This is a genomic window from Streptomyces sp. NPDC058289 (assembly GCF_042880975.1).
Lineage (GTDB): Bacteria > Actinomycetota > Actinomycetes > Streptomycetales > Streptomycetaceae > Streptomyces > Streptomyces stoeckheimensis.
In genome coordinates this window covers 48,838-66,248 of the sequence record NZ_JBHVYI010000002.1, presented here as the reverse complement: position 1 = coordinate 66,248, position 17,411 = coordinate 48,838, and the positions used below count along the sequence as shown (strand labels likewise).

Below are 17,411 nucleotides of genomic sequence, written 5' to 3'. Positions count from 1 at the left end.
TCGACAGGGGACGGGACGGTCGTGGCATGAAGGTCAGCGCCAGGGAGCTCAACCGCTCCACCCTCGCACGGCAGTTGCTGCTGCGGCGCGAGGCGATGGGCGTCGGTGACGCGGTCCGCCGGGTGGTCGCCCTGCAGGCGCAGCACGCGGCCTCGCCCTACCTCGCGCTGTGGAACCGGCTCGCCGGTTTCGACCCGGCCGACCTCGACGCCGCCTTCACGGGGCGCGAGGTCGTCAAGTCGACGCTGATGCGGCTGACCCTGCACGCCGTGCACGCGCAGGACTACCCGCCCTTCCGGGAGGCCGTGCAGCCGTCCGTACGGGCCGCCCGGCTCGGGACCCGCTTCACGGACTCGGGGCTGACCGCCGAGGACGCCGACGCCCTCGTGCCGGAGCTGCTGGACTTCGCCGACCGGCCCCGTACGACGGCGCAGTGCGAGGCCTGGCTCGGACAGCGGCTGGGAGCGGCGCCGCAGCCCGGAGCCTGGTGGGGGTTGCGGCAGTACGCGCCGCTGCTGCACGCGCCCACCGCCGCGCCGTGGTCGTTCGGGGAGCGCCCGTCGTACGTGGCGCCCCCCAGCCGCCCGCGCACGGTACCGGCGGACCCGGAGGCGGCGGAGGAGTCCCTGCGGACGCTGGTCCTGCGCTACCTGGAAGGATTCGGGCCGGCGTCGGCGGCGGACGTGGCGCAGTTCTCGCTGGTCCAGCGGGCCAGGGTCCGCCAGGCGCTGCGCGCGCTGGAGCTCTCCGGAAGGCTCGACCGGCTGGTGGGTCCGGAGGGCGAGGAGCTCTTCGACGTCCAGGACGCACCGCGTCCGGAGGAGGACACGCCCGCGCCGCCCCGGCTGATGGCCATGTGGGACAGCGTGCTGCTGGCCTACGCCGACCGGAGCCGCGTCGTCCCGCCGCAGTACCGCAAGCTCGTCGCACGGATGAACGGCGACACCCTGGCGACCCTGCTGGTCGACGGCTACGTCGCCGGGGTGTGGCGCCCGGCCGGCGCCGGGATCGAGGCGACCGCCTTCCACCCCCTGCCGGAGGAGGTCTGGGAGGAGCTCGCAGGCGAGGCCCGGGCGCTGACGACCTTCTTGGCCGACCGCGAGCCGGAGGTCTACCGACGGTACGGCCACTGGTGGACCAAACTGCCGAGCGCCGAGACCCGGCTGCTCGTCTGAGCCGTGGGGCCGGGACCGGAGGGGGGTCCCGGTCCCACCTGGGTCGTCCGCCCGCGTTATTCCCCGGCCCCGAGGTGGCGAAGATCACGGTCCGTAAGGCCCTGGCTACGGTCGCGTAGGTCATGATCCACGGTGAAGTATGGGCTCCCGTGGCAGCGACGACGACATCCAAGACCAAGACCATTGGCTCGTACGCGGCGCTCGGGGACAGTTTCACCGAGGGCGTGGGGGACCCGGGACCGGGGGACGCCTTTCTCGGCTGGGCGGACCGGCTGGCGGTGCTCCTGGCCGACCGGCGCGAGGAGCAGCACGAGCACTCCGGCGAGTCCGCCGGTTCCGGAGGGTTCCGCTACGCGAACCTGGCCGTACGGGGCCGGCTGCTCGACCAGATCGTGGCCGAGCAGGTCCCCCGGGCCAAGGAGCTCGCGCCGGACCTGGTGACCTTCTGCGCGGGCGGCAACGACATCATCCGGCCCGGCAGCGATCCGGACGACGTGGCCGCACGGTACGAGGCGGCCGTGCGCGACCTCACCGGATCCGTCGGCCTGGTCGTGATCACCACCGGCTTCGACACGCGCGACGTGCCCGTCCTCAAGCACATGCGGGGCAAGATCGCGACGTTCAGCGCGCACGTCCGGTCGATCGCCGACCGGTACGAGTGCCCCGTGCTCGACCTCTGGTCGCTGAAATCCGTACAGGACCGGCGGGCCTGGGACGACGACCGGCTCCACCTCTCGCCCGAAGGGCACACCAGGGTCGCCCTGCGCGCCGCCCAGGTGCTCGGTCTCGACACGCCGGCCGATCCGGACCAGCCCTGGCCGCCGATGCGGCCGCGCGGGTCGGTGGACACCACCCGCGACAACATCCACTGGGCGCGCGAGCACCTCGTGCCGTGGATCGGCCGCCGGCTGCGCGGGGAGTCCTCCGGGGACCACGTGGAGGCGAAGCGGCCGGACCTGCTGCCGCTGTAGAGGTGGTGCGGGGGCGGCCGGGGGCCAGGTCGGGGCGCGTTCGCAGGCGCGTAACGGAATCCTTGGGGGGTATCACGCGTTGGGATGGTGGTAACCATCAGAACGCCCTGCCCGCACCCCCCACACTGGAGGCGCCTTGACCGGCTCCCGACCCTTGCGTCCACGGCTGCGCGAACTGCGGCCCGAAGCCTTCGGCGCGGACCCGTCCGGTGCCCGGCTGGAGCGGATCCGGCGTTCGCCGAACTTCGCGGACGGAATCTTCCAGAACCCGGCCGGGACCAGGACCAGGCCCTCCGGGTCCATGGCGGAGTTCGCCAAGATCTACTTCCACAAGGAGCAGAGGCTCCGGCGTAGCCCCGGCGCCCCCATCCCGGTCTACCCGACGACCCTCGCGGAGCTGTCGAAGCCCCCGGTCAGCGGTCTGCGGCTGACCTGGATGGGTCACTCCAGCGTGCTCGCCGAGATCGACGGGCGCCGTGTCCTCTTCGACCCGGTCTGGGGCGAGCGCTGCTCCCCCTTCCCCTTCGCCGGGCCCAAGCGCCTGCACCCGGTACCCGTACCGCTGGCCTCGCTGGGCGAGGTGGACGTGGTGGTGATCTCGCACGACCACTACGACCACCTCGACCTGCCGACGATCAAGGCCCTGGCCGGCACGGACACGGTCTTCGCCGTCCCGCTGGGCGTCGGCGCGCACCTGGAGCGCTGGGGAGTCCCGGCCGACCGGCTGCGCGAGCTGGACTGGAACGAGACCACCAAGGTCGCCGGACTCTCGCTCACCGCCACCCCGGCCCAGCACTTCTGCGGCCGCGGCCTGCGCAACCAGCAGTTCACCCTGTGGGCCTCGTGGGTCGTCACGGGCGACGGGCACCGGATCTACCACAGCGGGGACACCGGTTACTTCCCCGGCTTCAAGGAGATCGGCGCGGCGCACGGGCCCTTCGACGCGACGATGATCCAGATCGGTGCGTACTCGGAGTTCTGGACCGACATCCACATGACGCCCGAGGAGGGCATCCGCGCCCACCTCGACCTCCAGGGCGGCGTTGCGCGCGGCACGATGCTGCCGATCCACTGGGGCACCTTCAACCTGGCCCCCCACCCGTGGGACGAGCCGGGGGAGGGGACGGTGACCGCCGCCGAGAGGGCCGGGGCGGCGATCGCCCTGCCCGTGCCGGGGCAGCCGTTCGAACCGGGTGCGGCCGACGCGCCGCACGCGCCGTGGTGGCGGCCCTTCGTGGCCGCGGGTTCGCCCCCGCCGGTCACGGCGGCCCGGCCCGCCGTGACCGGGAGGCCGGCAGCCGTGACCCGTGAGGAGCCGGAGGCGGTGGGGTCCTAGGCTCCCCGGCCGGAACCATGGCGGAGCGGGGGCTCCTGATGCGGGAGGGCCCGCTCCGCCGTGCTGCGGGTGTCTCGGATGCTGACCGGAAGCCACCGCTTGTGCCCGTGCCGCACGTCCAGGCAGAGCGCCCAGGCGTCGGAGTGGCTGCCGGAGGAGGGCGAACCGCCGCTGTGGGTGAAGGCGGAGACGTGCTCGAGGCGGATGCCGCCCGCGCTGCAGATGGCGTACGCGTAGGTCATGTTGTCCGGGCCGCGTCCGCCGCCGATCCCGCCGACCGCGGTCCAGGAGTCGGGGTCGCTCTCGCCGTCGCCCGCGGCGATCGATCCGCGCCATGCCCGTCACGTGGCTGCCGTTGGAGTTCTCGTCGTTGCCGATGGCCTGGACGACGTACGCCGCTCAGGGGCAGACCGGGGGTGCGGACCGGCCGTTTCGCCGCTCTGTCATGAGTGGCGCATACGGGCTCTAGTAGTCCTTTAAGGCTGCATCTACATGTGAGATTTGCGCATCTGGATAGCAGATGCCGAAGTCGAGCAAGTGACTGTCGGCTAGTCGGGCCGCAGGGGTGGGGCGGGAGAGGGGCGAGGTGCGGGCGGGGGCTCCGGGGGACGGCGCGTGCCCGCAGGGCGCCGGGGGGTGCGCGCTCCCGGCGCATTCGCGCTGTCGTGCGAGCGCTCCATCGGGAGCGGGAAGCACCCGGGCGAAGTTCCCCAACTGGCCGTCCTGGGGCCGAGCGTGCGGTCTAGCGTGGGTATCCGGTGATCAACACCGGATCCCGGGAAGCCCGGGGGCCGGGCCCCACCTACCGAGGACGCCGATGTCCGGACTCCGCGCCGCCCGCCACTCCCCGTCGAGACATGCCGTCACCGGTCCCGGTCGGCAGATACGGCCCCAGTTGATCCGCGCCGCCCTGCTCCCCGCGCTCGCGGCCGGGCTCAGCGGCGCCGCCGCGGTGATCTTCGCGCTCCAGCTCGGCGGCGGCGCGGGCGCCCGCGACCCCCGGCTGTGGCCGGTGCTCAGCGGCTGCGCCCTGCTCTTCGCGGGCGCGCTCGCGGCCGCCCTGCTCGGGGCCCAGCGCGCGGCCAAGACCGTGCGCGACCGCTGCGAGGCGCTGCGCCGCTCCAGCGTCCGCGGCCGCCAGGAGCTGCACACCGCCGCAGACCGGCTGGAGCGCGGCGAGCTGCCCGCCCGCCCGGTGCGCGCCGCGCCGGCCGCGCCGTCCTTCGGCCCCGAGACGGCGGGAGTCGACGAGTTCTGGCTGCTCGCCCAGGAACTGCGCGGCGCCCGCGAACAGGCCCACGCGACCCTGGTCCGCCTCGGCGGCCCCGTCGCGCCCTCCGACAGCGACCGCAAGGTCGAGGTCTTCGTCAACCTCGCGCGCCGCCTCCAGTCCCTCGTGCACCGCGAGATCTCGCTGCTGGACGACCTGGAGGACACGGTCGAGGACCCGGACCTGCTCAAGGAGCTCTTCCACGTCGACCACCTCGCCACCCGGATCCGGCGCCACGCGGAGAACCTCGCGGTGCTCGGCGGAGCCGCCTCGCGCCGCCAGTGGACCCGGCCCGTCGACCTGAGCGAGGTACTGCGCTCCTCGGTCGCGGAGGTCGAGCAGTACACCCGGGTCAAGGTGGTGCCCCCCGCGGGCGGTTCCGTACGCGGCCACGCCGTCGCCGACGTCGTGCACCTGCTGGCCGAACTCGTCGAGAACGCCACCGTGTTCTCGGCTCCCGACACCGACGTCGTGGTGCGCGCGGAGCGGGTCACGGCCGGGATCGCGGTCGAGGTGGAGGACCGGGGCCTCGGCATGCCGCCCGAGGAAGCGCACCGGATGAACGCCCTGCTCGGCGACCCCGACCAGATCAGCGTCCGGCACCTGCTGGCCGACGGGCGGATCGGCCTGTTCGTCGTCTCGGCGCTGGCCCGCAGGCACGGGATCGCCGTCGAGCTCAAATCGAACATCTACGGCGGCGTGCTCGCCGTACTGGTCCTGCCCCAGGAGCTGTTGGGGGCCGAGGCGCCGAGCGCGGCCGACGCACTGGGCGGCTCCAGGGCCACCTCATGGGGGACCGGCGAGGGCGCGGGGGCGGGCGCGCCACGGCTGGAGCCGGTACGGGTGCCCCTGCCCGGGCCGGAGCCCTCCGGAGCCCCGCCGGTGGTGCCGGGGTGGGATGCAGGCGTACCGGGCACGGGGCCCCGTACGAGGCCTGCGGGTGGCGAACCGGTGGGTGTGGAACCGGTGGTGATGGCATCCGCGGTCAAGGTCGCGGCGCCTGTGGTCGCGGCACCTCCGGTCACGGCACCGCCGCAGACCGTGGTGGCGCCGGTCGCGCCGCCGCTCTCCGCCGTACCGGCCGCCCGGGACGGCGGAGAGCGGCCGCCGCTGCCCCGCCGGCGGGCCCAGGAGCACCTCGCTCCCCAGCTGCGCGAGGCTCCCGTACCCCGCCCGGGCGGCGCCGCAGGCGCGGAGCGGCCCGTGCACGACCCCGGCCTGATGGCCGCCTTCCAACGGGGCTTCGGCCTCGCACAGTCGGAGCACCAGACGTGACCCCGGCCTCTCACCCGACAGCTAAGGAGCGCACCCCCATGGGCGGCGAAGTGGCGACCACGACCAGTCGGCTTTCGGATCTCGACTGGCTGCTCAGCGGCCTGGTCCAGCGCGTGCCGTACACGCGCAGCGCGGTCCTGTTGACCGCCGACGGGCTCGTCACCTGCGTGCACGGACTCGACGCCGACAGCGCCGACCACCTGGCGGCCCTCGCCTCCGGGCTGTACGCGCTGGGCCGCAGCGCCGGCTCCCGGTTCGCGGAGGGCGCCGAGGTCCGGCAGGTGGTGGTCGAGCTCGACAGCGCCCTGGTCTTCGTCTCGGCGGCCGGATCAGGCACCTGCCTGGCCGTACTGGCCGACCGGGAGGCCGACGCGGGCGTGCTCGGCTACGAGATGGCCATGCTGGTCAAGAGCGTCCGCCCGTACCTGGCGGCCCCGCCGAGGCGGCCCGTCGCCGACCCGGAGCGATGAGGGCCCGCGCGAGGGGGGCAACGGCACCGGGGGGACCGCGCGATGCGCCGTGGCTGGACGATTCGGCGGGCCGGGTCATCCGCCCGTACACCGCGAGCGGCGGTCGGACCCGGCCGTCCGTCGCCCTCGACCTGCTGTCGCTGGTGACGGCGACCGGAGTGCGCCCGCGCGCGCCGCTCGGCGCCGAGCACGCCCTCGCGCTCCGGCTGTGCGCGGGCTCGGCCGCGGTCACCGTCGCCGAGGTGGCGGGACACCTGAGGTTGCCGGCGGTGGTGGTCAAGGTCGTCCTCGGCGACCTGATGGAACACGGGGCCGTGACGGTGCGGGCGCCGTGCTTCCCCACCGGCGGCTCCTTCGCCGACGACGACCAGTCCCTGCTCCGGGCGGTGCTCGATGGCCTGCGCAAACGGCTCTGAGCCGGCCGCCCGTCGATCCTCCGCGACCTTGAAGGTCCTGGTCGCGGGCGGGTTCGGGGCGGGCAAGACCACATTCGTGGGCGCGGTGAGCGAGATCGAGCCGCTGAGCACGGAGGAACTGCTGAGCGGGCTGAGCGAGGCCGCCGACCCGCTCGACGGGGTCGAGGCGAAGACGACCACGACCGTGGCGCTGGACTTCGGCCGGATCACCCTGGACGAGCGGAACGTTCTCTACCTCTTCGGCACCCCCGGTCAGCAGCGCTTCTGGTTCCTCTGGGAGGAGCTGTGCGCGGGCGCGTTGGGGGCGGTGGTGCTCGCCGACACGCGCCGCCTCGCCGACTGTTTCCCCGCCGTGGACTTCTTCGAGCGGCGGGGGATCGCCTTCGTCGTCGCCGTCAACGAGTTCGCCGGCGGGCACCGCTACGCCCCCGACGAGGTCCGGGACGCCATGGGGCTCGGCCCGGAGGTGCCCGTCGTGCGCTGCGACGCACGCCTGCCGAGCTCCGGAACGGGGGTGCTGGCAGCCCTGGTCCACCACTTGCTCCATCCGAACCGTTCGACGTACCCGGAGTACGCAATGTCCGTGCAGTCCGTGTAGTTCAAGCAGTTCATGCCGTTTCATGAGGTCCGCGCGGCGCGCGGAGCGACGTGATGTGGGGGAGACACCATGACGTACTACGAATCGACCGGACACCTGCTGCTCACGCCTGTGGACCGGGAGGCGCCCGCACGCGTGCTGAGACTGCGTGAACTGGGGCTGGGGGAGCGGGTGGACGGGGAACTGGACGCGTTCGCGCGGCGGGTCGCGGACGAGCTCGGGGCGCCGTACGCCGGCATCAATTTCATCAGCGAGGAGCGGCAGTTCTTCGCCGGCCTGCACCACGCGCCCGACGCACCGGCGAGCGGCTATCCGGCGCGGGCGCTCCCCCGGGACCACGGGTACTGCCCCCACGTGGTGGTCCGGCGGCGCGCGCTGGTGCTGGAGGACGTACGGGACTTCGCGCGCTTCGCGGGCAACGCCGTCGTGGACGAGAGCGGGGTGCGGTCCTACGCGGGCGCGCCGCTGACCGACCGGCGCGGGATCGTCCTGGGTACGGTGTGCGCGGTGGACGTGGTGCCGAGGCGGTGGGGACTGGCGGGGCTCGCGACGGTGAAGGCGCTGGCGGCGGAGCTGGTGGAGCTGGTGCACGCCCGGGAGGACCTCGCGGCCCGGGGGTGAATGTCAGTGCCCGGGTCTACGGTCGTCGGACGAGGGTCGGCACCGCAACGGACCGGAGAGGAGTCGGGGGATGGCCATGACGGCGGAGGACGTCCGGCAGATCGCACTGTCGCTCCCTGACAGCAGCGAGAAGCTCGCCTGGGGCATGCCCACCTTCAGGGTGGGCGGCGGAGCGAGCGGGAAGAGCGGGAAGGTCTTCGCGGCGCTCGCCGACGACGACACCTCGATCGGGGTGAAGTGTCCCCGGGAGGACCGCGAGGAGCTGATCGCGGCGGAGCCGGAGAAGTTCTTCATACGGCCCGGCCACGACGACAACTACGCGTGGCTCCGGGTCCGGCTGGCGGCGGTGGAGGACGCGGCGGAGCTGCGCTCGATCCTGACCGACTCCTGGCGCCAGGCGGCCCCCAAGCGCCTGGCGGCGGCCCATCCGGAACTGGACCGCCCCGCGCCGAAGGGGCCCGTCACCGCTGGATGAAGGCTGCGATCCGCGCACGCAGCGCGGCAGGGTCGAGTCCGTGGGCCGCCGTGTGCTCGTCGATCGTGCCGTAGCGACGCAGCTCGGCCCGGCCGACCCCGAGGCCGAGCACCCGGTGCGGGACGGCTTCGAGTGCCTGGTTCGCGGCAGCCGTGGAGGTCCCGGCGAGGTAGGGCTCGACGAGCACCACGTCGGCCGGGCCGTGCCCGACGGCCGCACGCAGCGCCGCGTCGTCGAAGGGCCGTACGGTCGGCGCGTACAGCACGCTCACATCCATGCCCTCGGTCGCGGCGAGGACGTTGTCGAGCAGGGGCCCGACGGCGACGACGACGCCTGCGCGGCCCTCCCGTACGGTCTGGAATCCCAGGCCCGCGACGGGGCGGGCCGCCGTGTTCGACTGCTCGGAGAGCCGGACGTAGACCTTGTCGTCGCCGGCGGCGTAGGCGTGGCGCAGCAGCGCCTCGGCCTCGTCCGGGTGGCCCGGGACGTGCACGGTCCAGCCGTCCAGGGTGTCCAGCAGGGCCACGTCGCCCGGCGCCATGTGGGTGAACCCACCGGCCGGCCAGTCGTAGCTCGCGCTCGCGCTGACGAGCACCCCGCCCGTGCCCTGGTGCCCGAAGTCGAGCTTGACCTGCTCGAAGGGCCGCTCGACGAGGAAGCTGGCGAAGGTGTGCACCACGGGACGCAGTCCCGTGAGGGCCAGGCCGCCGCCCACGCTGACCAGCAGCTGCTCGCGGATGCCCACATTGATCACCCGGTCCGGATGGCGGTCCTGGGCGGGCCGGAAGCCGTCCATGGTGATCTCGGCCAGCACGACGGCCAGCCGGGGATCCTCGTCGAGTGCACGCGATGTGACCGAGATGAACCGTTCGCGCATGGTGTCCATGTCTCCCCCTCGGAGGTGGCTGGTGCTTCTTGAGTGCTTCGGCGGTGCTTCTTCAACGCTTCTTCAGCGCTTCTTCAGCGCTTCTTCTCGACCCGGGCGACCACGGCGTGCGGTCGGCCCGGATGAGGTGTGGTGTACGCCGTGTGCAGCGCCGCGTGGTCCCGGCCGTCCACGGTGACCGCCGACCAGCCGGCGGCCTCGAAACGGGAGGCGATGCCACCCCGCCAGCCGTGGGTCGCGGAGTCGTTGTCGATCACGATCGTGTGCAAGCGCTCCAGACCGGCCGAGCCGGCGTACGCGATCGCCTCGTGGTTGCTTCCCTCGTCCAGCTCGGCGTCCCCGATCAGCACCCACACGGCCGGGTCGGTGAGCCCCTGGGCCCGCAGTCCGAGGGCGCTTCCGACGGCGAGCGGCAGCCCGTGCCCGAGCGAACCGCTGCCGATCTCCACTCCGGGGATCAAGGTGCGGTCCGGGTGGTGCCCGAGGGGCGAGTCGTACGCGCCGAACCCGCTGAGCCAGTCGACCGGGAAGAACCCCTTGGCGGCGAGGACGGCGTAGTACGCCATCGGCCCGTGCCCCTTCGACAGCAGGAACCGGTCCCGCTCCGGATCTCCGGCGCTGCCGGGCCCGACGCGCAGGACCCGGTCGTAGAGCACCCACAGCGCGTCGAGCGTGGAGGTGGCGGCGGGGCCGTGCTTCTCGGCCCCGGTCATGAGGGCCATGAGCGCGCCCAGGTCTTCGTGGCGGAACCTGGCATCCGCGGCTGCTGTCCGTGTCATGCACCGATCTTGCAACCTCAAGCGCGCTTGAGGTCAACCACCACCCGGCCGGCCTTCGCCACGCCCTCATCCCGCCACGGAGAAGAAAGGTGCGCGCGAGCACCTCCGGAAGTGCGGTATCGTTCTCCTGCGCGTTCAACCAGGGGAAACCCCAGGTCAACGGGCATCGGGACGTGGCGCAGCTTGGTAGCGCACTTGACTGGGGGTCAAGGGGTCGCAGGTTCAAATCCTGTCGTCCCGACTTTGCTTCATGCAGGTCGGAGGTCGTCTTCTCAGAAATGGGAAGGCGACCTTTCGTGCGTCCGGGGCCGTGGGCGCTCTTACGGTGCGGGAGTCGCGGGCGCTTCCTCCGTGCGCGGCCAGTGCCGTCCTTCGAGGGCCTCGGCGCTGCGATTGAGGCGGACCAGGGCGTCCTCGAGCTGCCGTACTTCCTCGGGGGACCAGTCGGCGACCACCCGGGCCAGGCAGGACCGGTTGACCCCGCGGTCCTCGGTGAGCCGGCGCCCGCCTTCCTCCGTGATGCACAGCTTGCGGGCCATGCCGCCTTCCGGGTCCGGGACGCGCTCGGCCAGTCCGCAGCGCAGCAGCGCGGCGGTTTGACGGTTCACTGTCGAGGTGTCGAGCCCGAAAGCCTCCGACAACTGCCCGATGGACATGGGGCCTTGTGTGTCGATCCGGCTGAGCAGCAGGTACGCCGACCGCTCCAGGCGTTCGGGGTCGCGCTCGCGCCGGGCCATCACCTGGTGTCGCGAGAGGAGCATCAGCTCCCGCTCCAGTTTCTCCAGCACTGCGCCTCCCCGTTCCTTCCGACGTCCCATTGTCGCGGACCTGCGAACGCGGGGACCGGCGGCCCCCCGCACGGCTCGGTCTGCGTGCGGTGTCGTCGCCCTCGGGGTGGACGCCGCAATATGCATGATACATAGCGTGTGTACTATGCACTTCTCGTCGTCACCCGGCGAGCCACAGCTCAACCCGGAGGACCCGCATGACCGTCACCACGTCCACCGCCTCCCGTGCGGCCGAGATCCTTTCCCGGCCCGTCCAGCTGAACGGCCTGACCGTCCCCAACCGCATCGCGATGGCGCCGATGACCCGGATGTTCTCCCCCGACGGCGTGCCGGGCGAGGACGTGCAGGCGTACTACGCCAGCCGGGCCGCCGCGGGTGTGGGCCTGATCGTCACCGAGGGCACCTACGTCGGTCACGACTCCGCCGGGCAGAGCGACCGAGTGCCGCGGTTCCACGGCGAGGAGCAGCTGGCGGGGTGGGCGAAGGTCGCCGCGGCCGTGCACGAGTCGGGCGGCACGATCGTCCCCCAGCTGTGGCACATAGGCATGGTGCGCAAGCAGGGCGAGGCGCCGTACCCGGACGCCCCCGCCGTGGGTCCCTCCGGCATCCGTGTGGACGGCACCGAGGGGACCGGCAAGGCGATGACCCGCGCCGACCTCGACGACGTCATCGGCGCGTTCGTCGACGCCGCGGCGGAGGCCGAGCGGATCGGCTTCGACGGTGTCGAACTGCACGGCGCCCACGGCTACCTGATCGACCAGTTCCTGTGGGAGCGGACCAACCGCCGCACCGACGGCTACGGCGGCGACGCGGTGGCCCGTACGAAGTTCGCCGTGGAGGTCGTGGCTGCGGTCCGCGAGCGCGTAGCGGCCGACTTCCCGGTGATCTTCCGCTACTCCCAGTGGAAGCAGGAGGCCTACGACGGGAGGCTCGCGCACACCCCGGAGGAACTGGAGGCCATCCTCGCCCCGCTGGCGGCGGCCGGTGTCGACGCGTTCCACGCCTCCACCCGGCGCTACTGGCTCCCGGAGTTCGAGGGCTCGGACCTGAACCTGGCCGGCTGGACCAAGAAGCTCACCGGCCGGCCGACCATCACCGTGGGCTCGGTCGGCCTCGACGGCGACTTCCTCCGCGCTTTCGCCGGCGAAGGCGCGGCGCTCGGCGACATCGACAACCTCCTGGACCGCATGGAACGCGAAGAGTTCGACATGGTCGCCGTCGGCCGGGCGCTGCTCCAGGACCCGCAGTGGGCGGCGAAGGTCCTCGGCAACCGCTTCGACGAGCTGAAGCCGTACGACGCGGCGGCGCTCAAGTCGCTCAGCCGGTAGCTGACAACCGGTAACCGGTTACCGGTAACCGGAGGCCGTCCGTGCGGCCGGCCCGCGATCGCGCCGCCGGGCGATCGCGGTCACCGGCGGGTCGCTTGGACGGTCCAGGTCGCCGAGGCGTAGCGGACGCCGTCGGCGGTTTCGTGGGCGGTGAGGGTGGCTCTCAGGTCGTCGACGGCGCGCCGTCGGCCTTCGTCGTCGAGTCCCTCGAGCATCCAGCCGAGCATGCCGAGTATGAACCGCTCCGCGTCGCCGGAGTCCTCGCCGAACCGCATCGTCTCGCTGTGGGGTTCCAGCCGGACGTCGGTGAAGCCGGCGGCCTCGAGAACGGTCCGGACCCGCTCCGGTTCCGCGAGCGCGAACGGTCCGGGGGCGTCGGGCGCGGGCGTGGGCAGCGGGCGTCCGGCGGCCAGGGCTCGGGTGAACGAGAGGAACCACTCGTTGTCCGCCGGTGCCTGCCAGACCAGTTGGACGAGGCGTCCGCCGGGTCGCAGCGCGCCTGCGACGTTGCGGAAAGCGGCGGCCGGGTCGGCGAAGAACATCGTCCCGGTGCGGCTGACGGCCACGTCGAATGCCGCGGAGGGGAAGGGGTGGACCTGGGCGTCGGCCTGGACGAAGTCGGCGTTGCTCAGTCCCTCGGCCGCCGTACGCTGCCGGGCCACCCGCAGCATCGCCGCCGACAGGTCCACACCCAGGGCCCGGCCGTCGCTCGCCCGTCGCGCGGCGTCGCGGGTGGTCTCGCCGGTGCCGCAGCCGATGTCCAGTACCTGGTCGGTGGCGGATATGCCGGCTGCGGCGAGGAGGTGCGGGTGGTGGGCGCTTATGGCGCGGTCGTACCGATCGGCATGTTCCGCCCAGTACGCCCCTTCCTGACCGTCCCAGGCACGGGCCTGTTCGGCGTTGGCGGGATCGACCCGAATAGTGCTGATCATGACTATCACCGCCTATGCTGTCTAAATAGTCCCAAAGGGACTATTTCCGGAATACGCCTCGAGGCTGGCGATGTCAATGGGCCCGGCGCTCACCACCACGTCGTACGCGATCCTCGGCCTGCTCTCGGTCCGGCCCTGGAGCACGTACGAGCTCGCACAGCAGATGGACCGGAGCCTGGGCCGCATCTGGCCCCGGGCCCAGAGCAAGCTGTACGAGGAGCCGAAGAAGCTCGTCCGCCACGGCCTGGCCGAGGCGACGCGAGAAGCGGTCGGACGGCGGCCCCGCACCGTCTACAGCATCACTGCCGAGGGGCGGCGCGCGCTGGCCGACTGGCTGCCCGAGCCGAGCGCCGGGCCGGTCCTGGAGTCCGAACAGCTCCTCAAGGTGTTCTTCGCGGACTCCGGTACCAGCGCCGACACCTTGGCCACCCTCCGCGCTGCCCGGGCCTGGGCCGAAGAGCGCAACCAGGGCAACGCCGCGACCGCGCAAGCCCATCTCGCCGGCGAGGCTCCGTTCCCGGAACGGGCCGCCCAGACGCTGCTCGTCGGCCGCTTCCTCACCGACTACTACCGACTCGTCGCCACCTGGGCCGAGTGGGCGACCGCCATCGTCGAGCAGTGGCCCGACGATCCCGCGGACGCCGTCCCCGACCCCGGGGAGCTGGCCGAGGTCCTGCGGCGAGCGAGCTGGAGCGCCACGGGCAAGGCCTGAGCGCTCCGGATTGCCGCTCCACCCATTCGGCGTAGCGTGAATTGAGGGTCTATCCACTGGCGGACAGCCCCGGGCTCGCTGGATTTCCCACCGTCACGAGTCGGGGCAAGAGGAGCGATGGCCATGGGCAACCTCAGTGTGGACCAGCTGAGCCAACGAGTGCGCGGCACCGTCGTCACCCCGGGGGACGAGGGGTACGACGAAGCCCGCAAGGTCTACAACGCCATGATCGACAGACGGCCGGCCGTCGTCGTCCGCTGCGCCAACGCCGGCGACGTCATGGCGGCCGTCGACTTCGCCCGGGAGAACGGGCTCGACCTGGCGGTCCGGGGCGGCGGGCACAGCGTGCCCGGCTTCGGCACCTGCGACGACGGGGTGGTCGCCGACCTGTCCGCGATGCGCGGCGTCCGCGTCGACCCCGTACGGCGGACGGCGCGCGCCGAGGGCGGCGCGACCTGGGGCGACTTCAACGCGGCCACCCACGCCTTCGGCCTGGCGACGACCGGCGGGATCATCTCCACCACCGGCGTCGGCGGCCTCACCCTGGGCGGCGGCATCGGCTACCTCGACCGCGGACTGGGCCTGAGCTGCGACAACCTGATCTCGGCCGATGTGGTGACGGCGGACGGACAGCTCGTCGTGGCGAGCGAGCAGGAGCACGAGGACCTCTTCTGGGCGCTGCGCGGCGGTGGTGGCAACTTCGGCGCGGTGACCTCCCTCGAATTCCGGCTCAGCCCCGTCAAGGACATCTACGGCGGGCCGATCCTCTACGAGCTGGACAGCGCCGGCGCCGTGCTGCGCGCCTACCGGGACTTCATCGCCGACGCGCCGGAGCAGCTCGGCGCGTTCCCGGCCTTCCAGATCGCCCCGCCGCTGCCGTTCATCCCGCAGGACCGGCACGGCGACACCTTCATCCTGATCGTGTCGTGCTGGGCGGGCCCGACGGAGGAGGGCGAGCGCGCCCTCCAGCCCTTCCACGACTTCGCCCCGGTGGTCGCGGAGCACGTCGGCGTCATGCCGTATCCCGCACTGAACAGCGCCTTCGACGCGCTGGTGCCGCCCGGTCTGCAGCACTACTGGAAGGCCAACTTCGTGACGGAGCTGAGCGACGACGCGATCGAGGCGCACCTGGTGCACGGCCCCCGCGTGCCCGCCGTCAACTCCACGGTCCACATCTACCCGATCAACGGCGCCTGCCACCGCGTCGCCCCGGACGCAACGGCCTTCGCCTACCGGGACGCCTCCTTCGCCACCGTCATCGCGGGCATGTGGCCGGACCCCGCCGACAACGAGGCCAACACCGCCTGGGTCCGCGACTACTACGAGGCCACCGCCCCGCACTCGGAGGAGGGCGGCTACGTCAACTTCATGGCGGACGACGACCAGGACCGCATCCGCGCCAACTACAAGAGCAACTACGACCGCTTGGTCCAGGTCAAGGGCACGTACGACCCGGGCAACCTCTTCCATCTGAACCAGAACATCAAGCCCTAGCGGAGCGGTGGGCGGCCACGATGTGGGGCGAAGGGGAAGCCTACGAGCCGTACATCGGGCGGTGGAGCAGGCAGGTGGCGGTGGAGTGCGTTCGGCGGCTGGGCATCGCGCCGGGCAGCGACTGGCGGGACATCGGCTGTGGCACGGGCGCCGTCACACAGGCCGTCCTGGACGTGGCGGACCCCGAGCGGGTGGTGGGAGCCGACCCGTCGGACGGCTACGTCCGGTACGCCCGGCGGCACGTCACGGATTCCCGGGCCCGGTTCGTACGCGCCGATGCGATGGGGCTGCCGTTCCCGGACGGCCGGGCGTCGGTGGCGGTCAGCGGCCTGGTCCTCAACTTCGTCCCCGTTCCCGAGCGGGCCGTCGCCGAGATGGCCCGCATCGTGCGCCCCGGCGGCACGGTCGCCGCGTACCTCTGGGACTACACCCAGGGAGGCATGGAACTCATCCGCCACTTCTGGGAGGCCGCCGTCTCCCTGGACGCGGGCAGCCGGGAGCTGGACGAGGCCGTCCGGTTCCCCCGGTGCGCGCCCGGGCCGCTGGAGGAGCTGCTGCGGTCGGCCGGGATGACGGACGTGGAGGTCGACGAGATCAGCATCCCCACACGCTTCAGGGATTTCGACGACTACTGGGCCCCGTTCCTGGGCGGGCAAGGGCCTGCGCCGTCGTACCTCGCCTCCCTGCCGCCGGAGCGGCACGACGCGTTGCGCGAGCGCCTGCGTGCTCGCGTACCCGTGGAGGCCGACGGGTCGATCGTGCTGACCGCTCGCGCCTGGAACGGCCGGGGGAGGCGTCCGACCCGCTGACGCCATGGCCGTGGCCTCCCCGAGCCCCGCCCCCGTACGCCCGCTACTGGGCGGGGTGCGTCTTGGTGAGGGTGCAGACGCCGTCCGTGCACCGGCGCTCCAGGCGGCCGCGCGAGATGGTTTGCGCCAGGCCGACCATCCAGCACGTGGGGCAGCCGCGGAAGGCGATGAGGGCCAACGGGGCCGCCAGCAGGGCGACCGGGCCGACGGCGGGGACCAGGGCGATCGAGCCGATGATCAGCCCGAAACCGAGGGCGCCGCGCGCCAGATGGCGCGGGACGGACCTGCTGGCGAAATTCGCCCCGGGCGCTGTGGATCGTGGGGGCTTCACGGTGTTCACCGTCGTGAGTCTCCTTCGACTACTGGTGGGTCGATCGCCGTCAATGTGTGCCGCAGTGCTGCGCGTGCCCGGTGCAGCCGCGATTTCATCGCGGCGGTGCTCAGACCGAGCGCATCGGCGACGGCCTTGCCGGGCAGGCCCTGGACGTCCCGCAGGATCAGGACCTGGCGCTGGTCACGGGGAAGGCTGCCGAGCGCGGCCTCGATCCGCTCCGCCTCCAGCCTGCGCAGCACGGCGTCCTCGGCGGACGGGTCCGTCGACTCCGGGTGGGTCGGTGCTTCGTCGCTCCGCGAGAGGAGCAGCCGTACCTGCCGCAGGCACTCGTTGCGCACGATCCGGAACATCCACGAGGCGAGGGCGCCGGTGGCCCGCAAGGTGCCGATCTTCCGGTAGAGGATGATCAGCGCCTCCTGCGCGGCGTCCTCCGCGTCCTGGGGCGAGGCGCAGAGCGAGAGGGCGAACCTGCGCACATGAGGCTGCGATTCCATGACGACGGTGGTGAGCGAGGTGACGTCGCCGTCCTGAGCGGCCTTGATCAGCCGCTCGTCCGGCCAGGGGAAGCGTTGGTTCACGTGCTGCTCATTCCGGAAGGTTCCTACGGCAGGGTCTGGTCAGGCTCGGCTCTTGTAGCGCCGCATCAGGTGCCGGCTGCACGCGCCTACGAGCAGCGCTCCGACGACTACGAGACCGGTGATCATCATGGGTGTTTCCTCCTGGCTCAGCCGGCCCGTTCGGC

20 protein-coding genes and 1 tRNA gene are annotated in these 17,411 nt (G+C 72.5%); 14 read left to right on the top strand and 7 right to left on the bottom strand.

Translation table 11 applies throughout. The annotated features are described in order from the left end of the window. Positions 1 to 26 precede the first annotated feature (26 nt). From ACFVX6_RS01200 to ACFVX6_RS01190, 3 genes are all read left to right on the top strand, one after another. The gene (locus tag ACFVX6_RS01200) at positions 27 to 1,175 is read left to right on the top strand and encodes a winged helix DNA-binding domain-containing protein (RefSeq protein ID WP_389686687.1); all 1,149 of its coding nucleotides are present in this window, start codon (positions 27 to 29) and stop codon (positions 1,173 to 1,175) included. A gap of 122 nt (positions 1,176 to 1,297) precedes the next feature. After that, positions 1,298 to 2,146 (top strand): SGNH/GDSL hydrolase family protein, encoded by an 849-nt coding sequence (locus tag ACFVX6_RS01195; RefSeq protein ID WP_389686685.1) that lies wholly within the window; start codon positions 1,298 to 1,300, stop codon positions 2,144 to 2,146. Between the two features lie 136 nt (positions 2,147 to 2,282). Then, positions 2,283 to 3,482 carry an MBL fold metallo-hydrolase gene (locus tag ACFVX6_RS01190; RefSeq protein ID WP_389686683.1) on the top strand — a complete coding sequence of 400 codons (1,200 nt, stop codon included), beginning with the start codon at positions 2,283 to 2,285 and terminating at the stop codon, positions 3,480 to 3,482. On the opposite strand, the gene ACFVX6_RS01185 is transcribed toward ACFVX6_RS01190, so the two are convergent. Next, a complete protein-coding gene (locus ACFVX6_RS01185) occupies positions 3,479 to 3,724 on the bottom strand; it encodes a hypothetical protein (RefSeq protein ID WP_389686681.1) in 246 nt (81 codons plus the stop codon). The genes ACFVX6_RS01190 and ACFVX6_RS01185 overlap by 4 nt on opposite strands. Positions 3,725 to 4,299: 575 nt before the next feature. On the opposite strand from ACFVX6_RS01185, the gene ACFVX6_RS01180 reads away from it, so the two are divergent. The 6 genes from ACFVX6_RS01180 (at position 4,300) to ACFVX6_RS01155 (ending at position 8,607) form a co-directional block, all read left to right on the top strand. Further along, on the top strand, positions 4,300 to 6,027 hold the full coding sequence (locus ACFVX6_RS01180; protein ID WP_389686679.1) for a sensor histidine kinase: 1,728 nt from the start codon (positions 4,300 to 4,302) through the stop codon (positions 6,025 to 6,027). Between the two features lie 38 nt (positions 6,028 to 6,065). After that, positions 6,066 to 6,497 (top strand): roadblock/LC7 domain-containing protein, encoded by a 432-nt coding sequence (locus ACFVX6_RS01175; RefSeq protein WP_389686677.1) that lies wholly within the window; start codon positions 6,066 to 6,068, stop codon positions 6,495 to 6,497. Further along, positions 6,494 to 6,913 (top strand): DUF742 domain-containing protein, encoded by a 420-nt coding sequence (locus ACFVX6_RS01170; RefSeq protein ID WP_243339028.1) that lies wholly within the window; start codon positions 6,494 to 6,496, stop codon positions 6,911 to 6,913. The genes ACFVX6_RS01175 and ACFVX6_RS01170 overlap by 4 nt, the downstream gene beginning before the upstream one ends. Next, complete coding sequence (locus tag ACFVX6_RS01165) at positions 6,891 to 7,511, top strand: ATP/GTP-binding protein (RefSeq protein ID WP_389686675.1); 621 nt, start codon at positions 6,891 to 6,893, stop codon at positions 7,509 to 7,511. Before ACFVX6_RS01170 ends, ACFVX6_RS01165 begins: the two co-directional genes overlap by 23 nt. 69 nt (positions 7,512 to 7,580) lie before the next feature. Then, positions 7,581 to 8,132 carry a GAF domain-containing protein gene (locus tag ACFVX6_RS01160; protein WP_389686673.1) on the top strand — a complete coding sequence of 184 codons (552 nt, stop codon included), beginning with the start codon at positions 7,581 to 7,583 and terminating at the stop codon, positions 8,130 to 8,132. A 70-nt stretch (positions 8,133 to 8,202) separates the two neighbouring features. Then, entirely contained in the window at positions 8,203 to 8,607 is a 405-nt protein-coding gene (locus ACFVX6_RS01155; RefSeq protein WP_389686671.1) for an MmcQ/YjbR family DNA-binding protein, read from the top strand. On the opposite strand, the gene ACFVX6_RS01150 is transcribed toward ACFVX6_RS01155, so the two are convergent. Both ACFVX6_RS01150 and ACFVX6_RS01145 read right to left on the bottom strand, forming a co-directional pair. After that, a complete protein-coding gene (locus ACFVX6_RS01150; RefSeq protein ID WP_389686669.1) occupies positions 8,594 to 9,493 on the bottom strand; it encodes a transketolase family protein in 900 nt (299 codons plus the stop codon). The two genes, ACFVX6_RS01155 and ACFVX6_RS01150, sit on opposite strands and share 14 nt — an antisense overlap. A gap of 74 nt (positions 9,494 to 9,567) precedes the next feature. Then, entirely contained in the window at positions 9,568 to 10,272 is a 705-nt protein-coding gene (locus ACFVX6_RS01145) for a transketolase (protein WP_389686667.1), read from the bottom strand. A 167-nt stretch (positions 10,273 to 10,439) separates the two neighbouring features. Here ACFVX6_RS01145 and ACFVX6_RS01140 point away from each other — a divergent pair. After that, positions 10,440 to 10,513, top strand: a tRNA-Pro gene (locus ACFVX6_RS01140). A 79-nt stretch (positions 10,514 to 10,592) separates the two neighbouring features. Here the strand turns inward: ACFVX6_RS01140 and ACFVX6_RS01135 are convergent. After that, positions 10,593 to 11,090 (bottom strand): MarR family winged helix-turn-helix transcriptional regulator, encoded by a 498-nt coding sequence (locus ACFVX6_RS01135; RefSeq protein ID WP_389686665.1) that lies wholly within the window; start codon positions 11,088 to 11,090, stop codon positions 10,593 to 10,595. A gap of 167 nt (positions 11,091 to 11,257) precedes the next feature. On the opposite strand from ACFVX6_RS01135, the gene ACFVX6_RS01130 reads away from it, so the two are divergent. Continuing rightward, entirely contained in the window at positions 11,258 to 12,388 is a 1,131-nt protein-coding gene (locus ACFVX6_RS01130) for an NADH:flavin oxidoreductase (protein ID WP_389686663.1), read from the top strand. Positions 12,389 to 12,468: 80 nt separating this feature from the next. Here the strand turns inward: ACFVX6_RS01130 and ACFVX6_RS01125 are convergent, their stop codons facing one another. Then, the gene (locus ACFVX6_RS01125) at positions 12,469 to 13,320 is read right to left on the bottom strand and encodes a class I SAM-dependent methyltransferase (RefSeq protein ID WP_389686661.1); all 852 of its coding nucleotides are present in this window, start codon (positions 13,318 to 13,320) and stop codon (positions 12,469 to 12,471) included. Positions 13,321 to 13,390: 70 nt separating this feature from the next. Here ACFVX6_RS01125 and ACFVX6_RS01120 point away from each other — a divergent pair, with 70 nt between their 5' ends. The 3 genes from ACFVX6_RS01120 (at position 13,391) to ACFVX6_RS01110 (ending at position 16,335) form a co-directional block, all read left to right on the top strand. Beyond that, positions 13,391 to 14,032 carry a helix-turn-helix transcriptional regulator gene (locus ACFVX6_RS01120; RefSeq protein ID WP_389686659.1) on the top strand — a complete coding sequence of 214 codons (642 nt, stop codon included), beginning with the start codon at positions 13,391 to 13,393 and terminating at the stop codon, positions 14,030 to 14,032. A gap of 123 nt (positions 14,033 to 14,155) precedes the next feature. After that, entirely contained in the window at positions 14,156 to 15,526 is a 1,371-nt protein-coding gene (locus tag ACFVX6_RS01115; RefSeq protein WP_389686657.1) for an FAD-binding oxidoreductase, read from the top strand. 74 nt (positions 15,527 to 15,600) lie between these two features. After that, positions 15,601 to 16,335, top strand: coding sequence for a methyltransferase domain-containing protein (locus ACFVX6_RS01110; protein ID WP_389686655.1), 735 nt, complete (start codon positions 15,601 to 15,603; stop codon positions 16,333 to 16,335). 43 nt (positions 16,336 to 16,378) lie between these two features. On the opposite strand, the gene ACFVX6_RS01105 is transcribed toward ACFVX6_RS01110, so the two are convergent. Beyond that, entirely contained in the window at positions 16,379 to 16,675 is a 297-nt protein-coding gene (locus tag ACFVX6_RS01105) for a hypothetical protein (protein WP_389686653.1), read from the bottom strand. Then, positions 16,672 to 17,247, bottom strand: coding sequence for an RNA polymerase sigma factor (locus ACFVX6_RS01100; RefSeq protein ID WP_389686651.1), 576 nt, complete (start codon positions 17,245 to 17,247; stop codon positions 16,672 to 16,674). Before ACFVX6_RS01100 ends, ACFVX6_RS01105 begins: the two co-directional genes overlap by 4 nt. Positions 17,248 to 17,411: the final 164 nt, after the last annotated feature.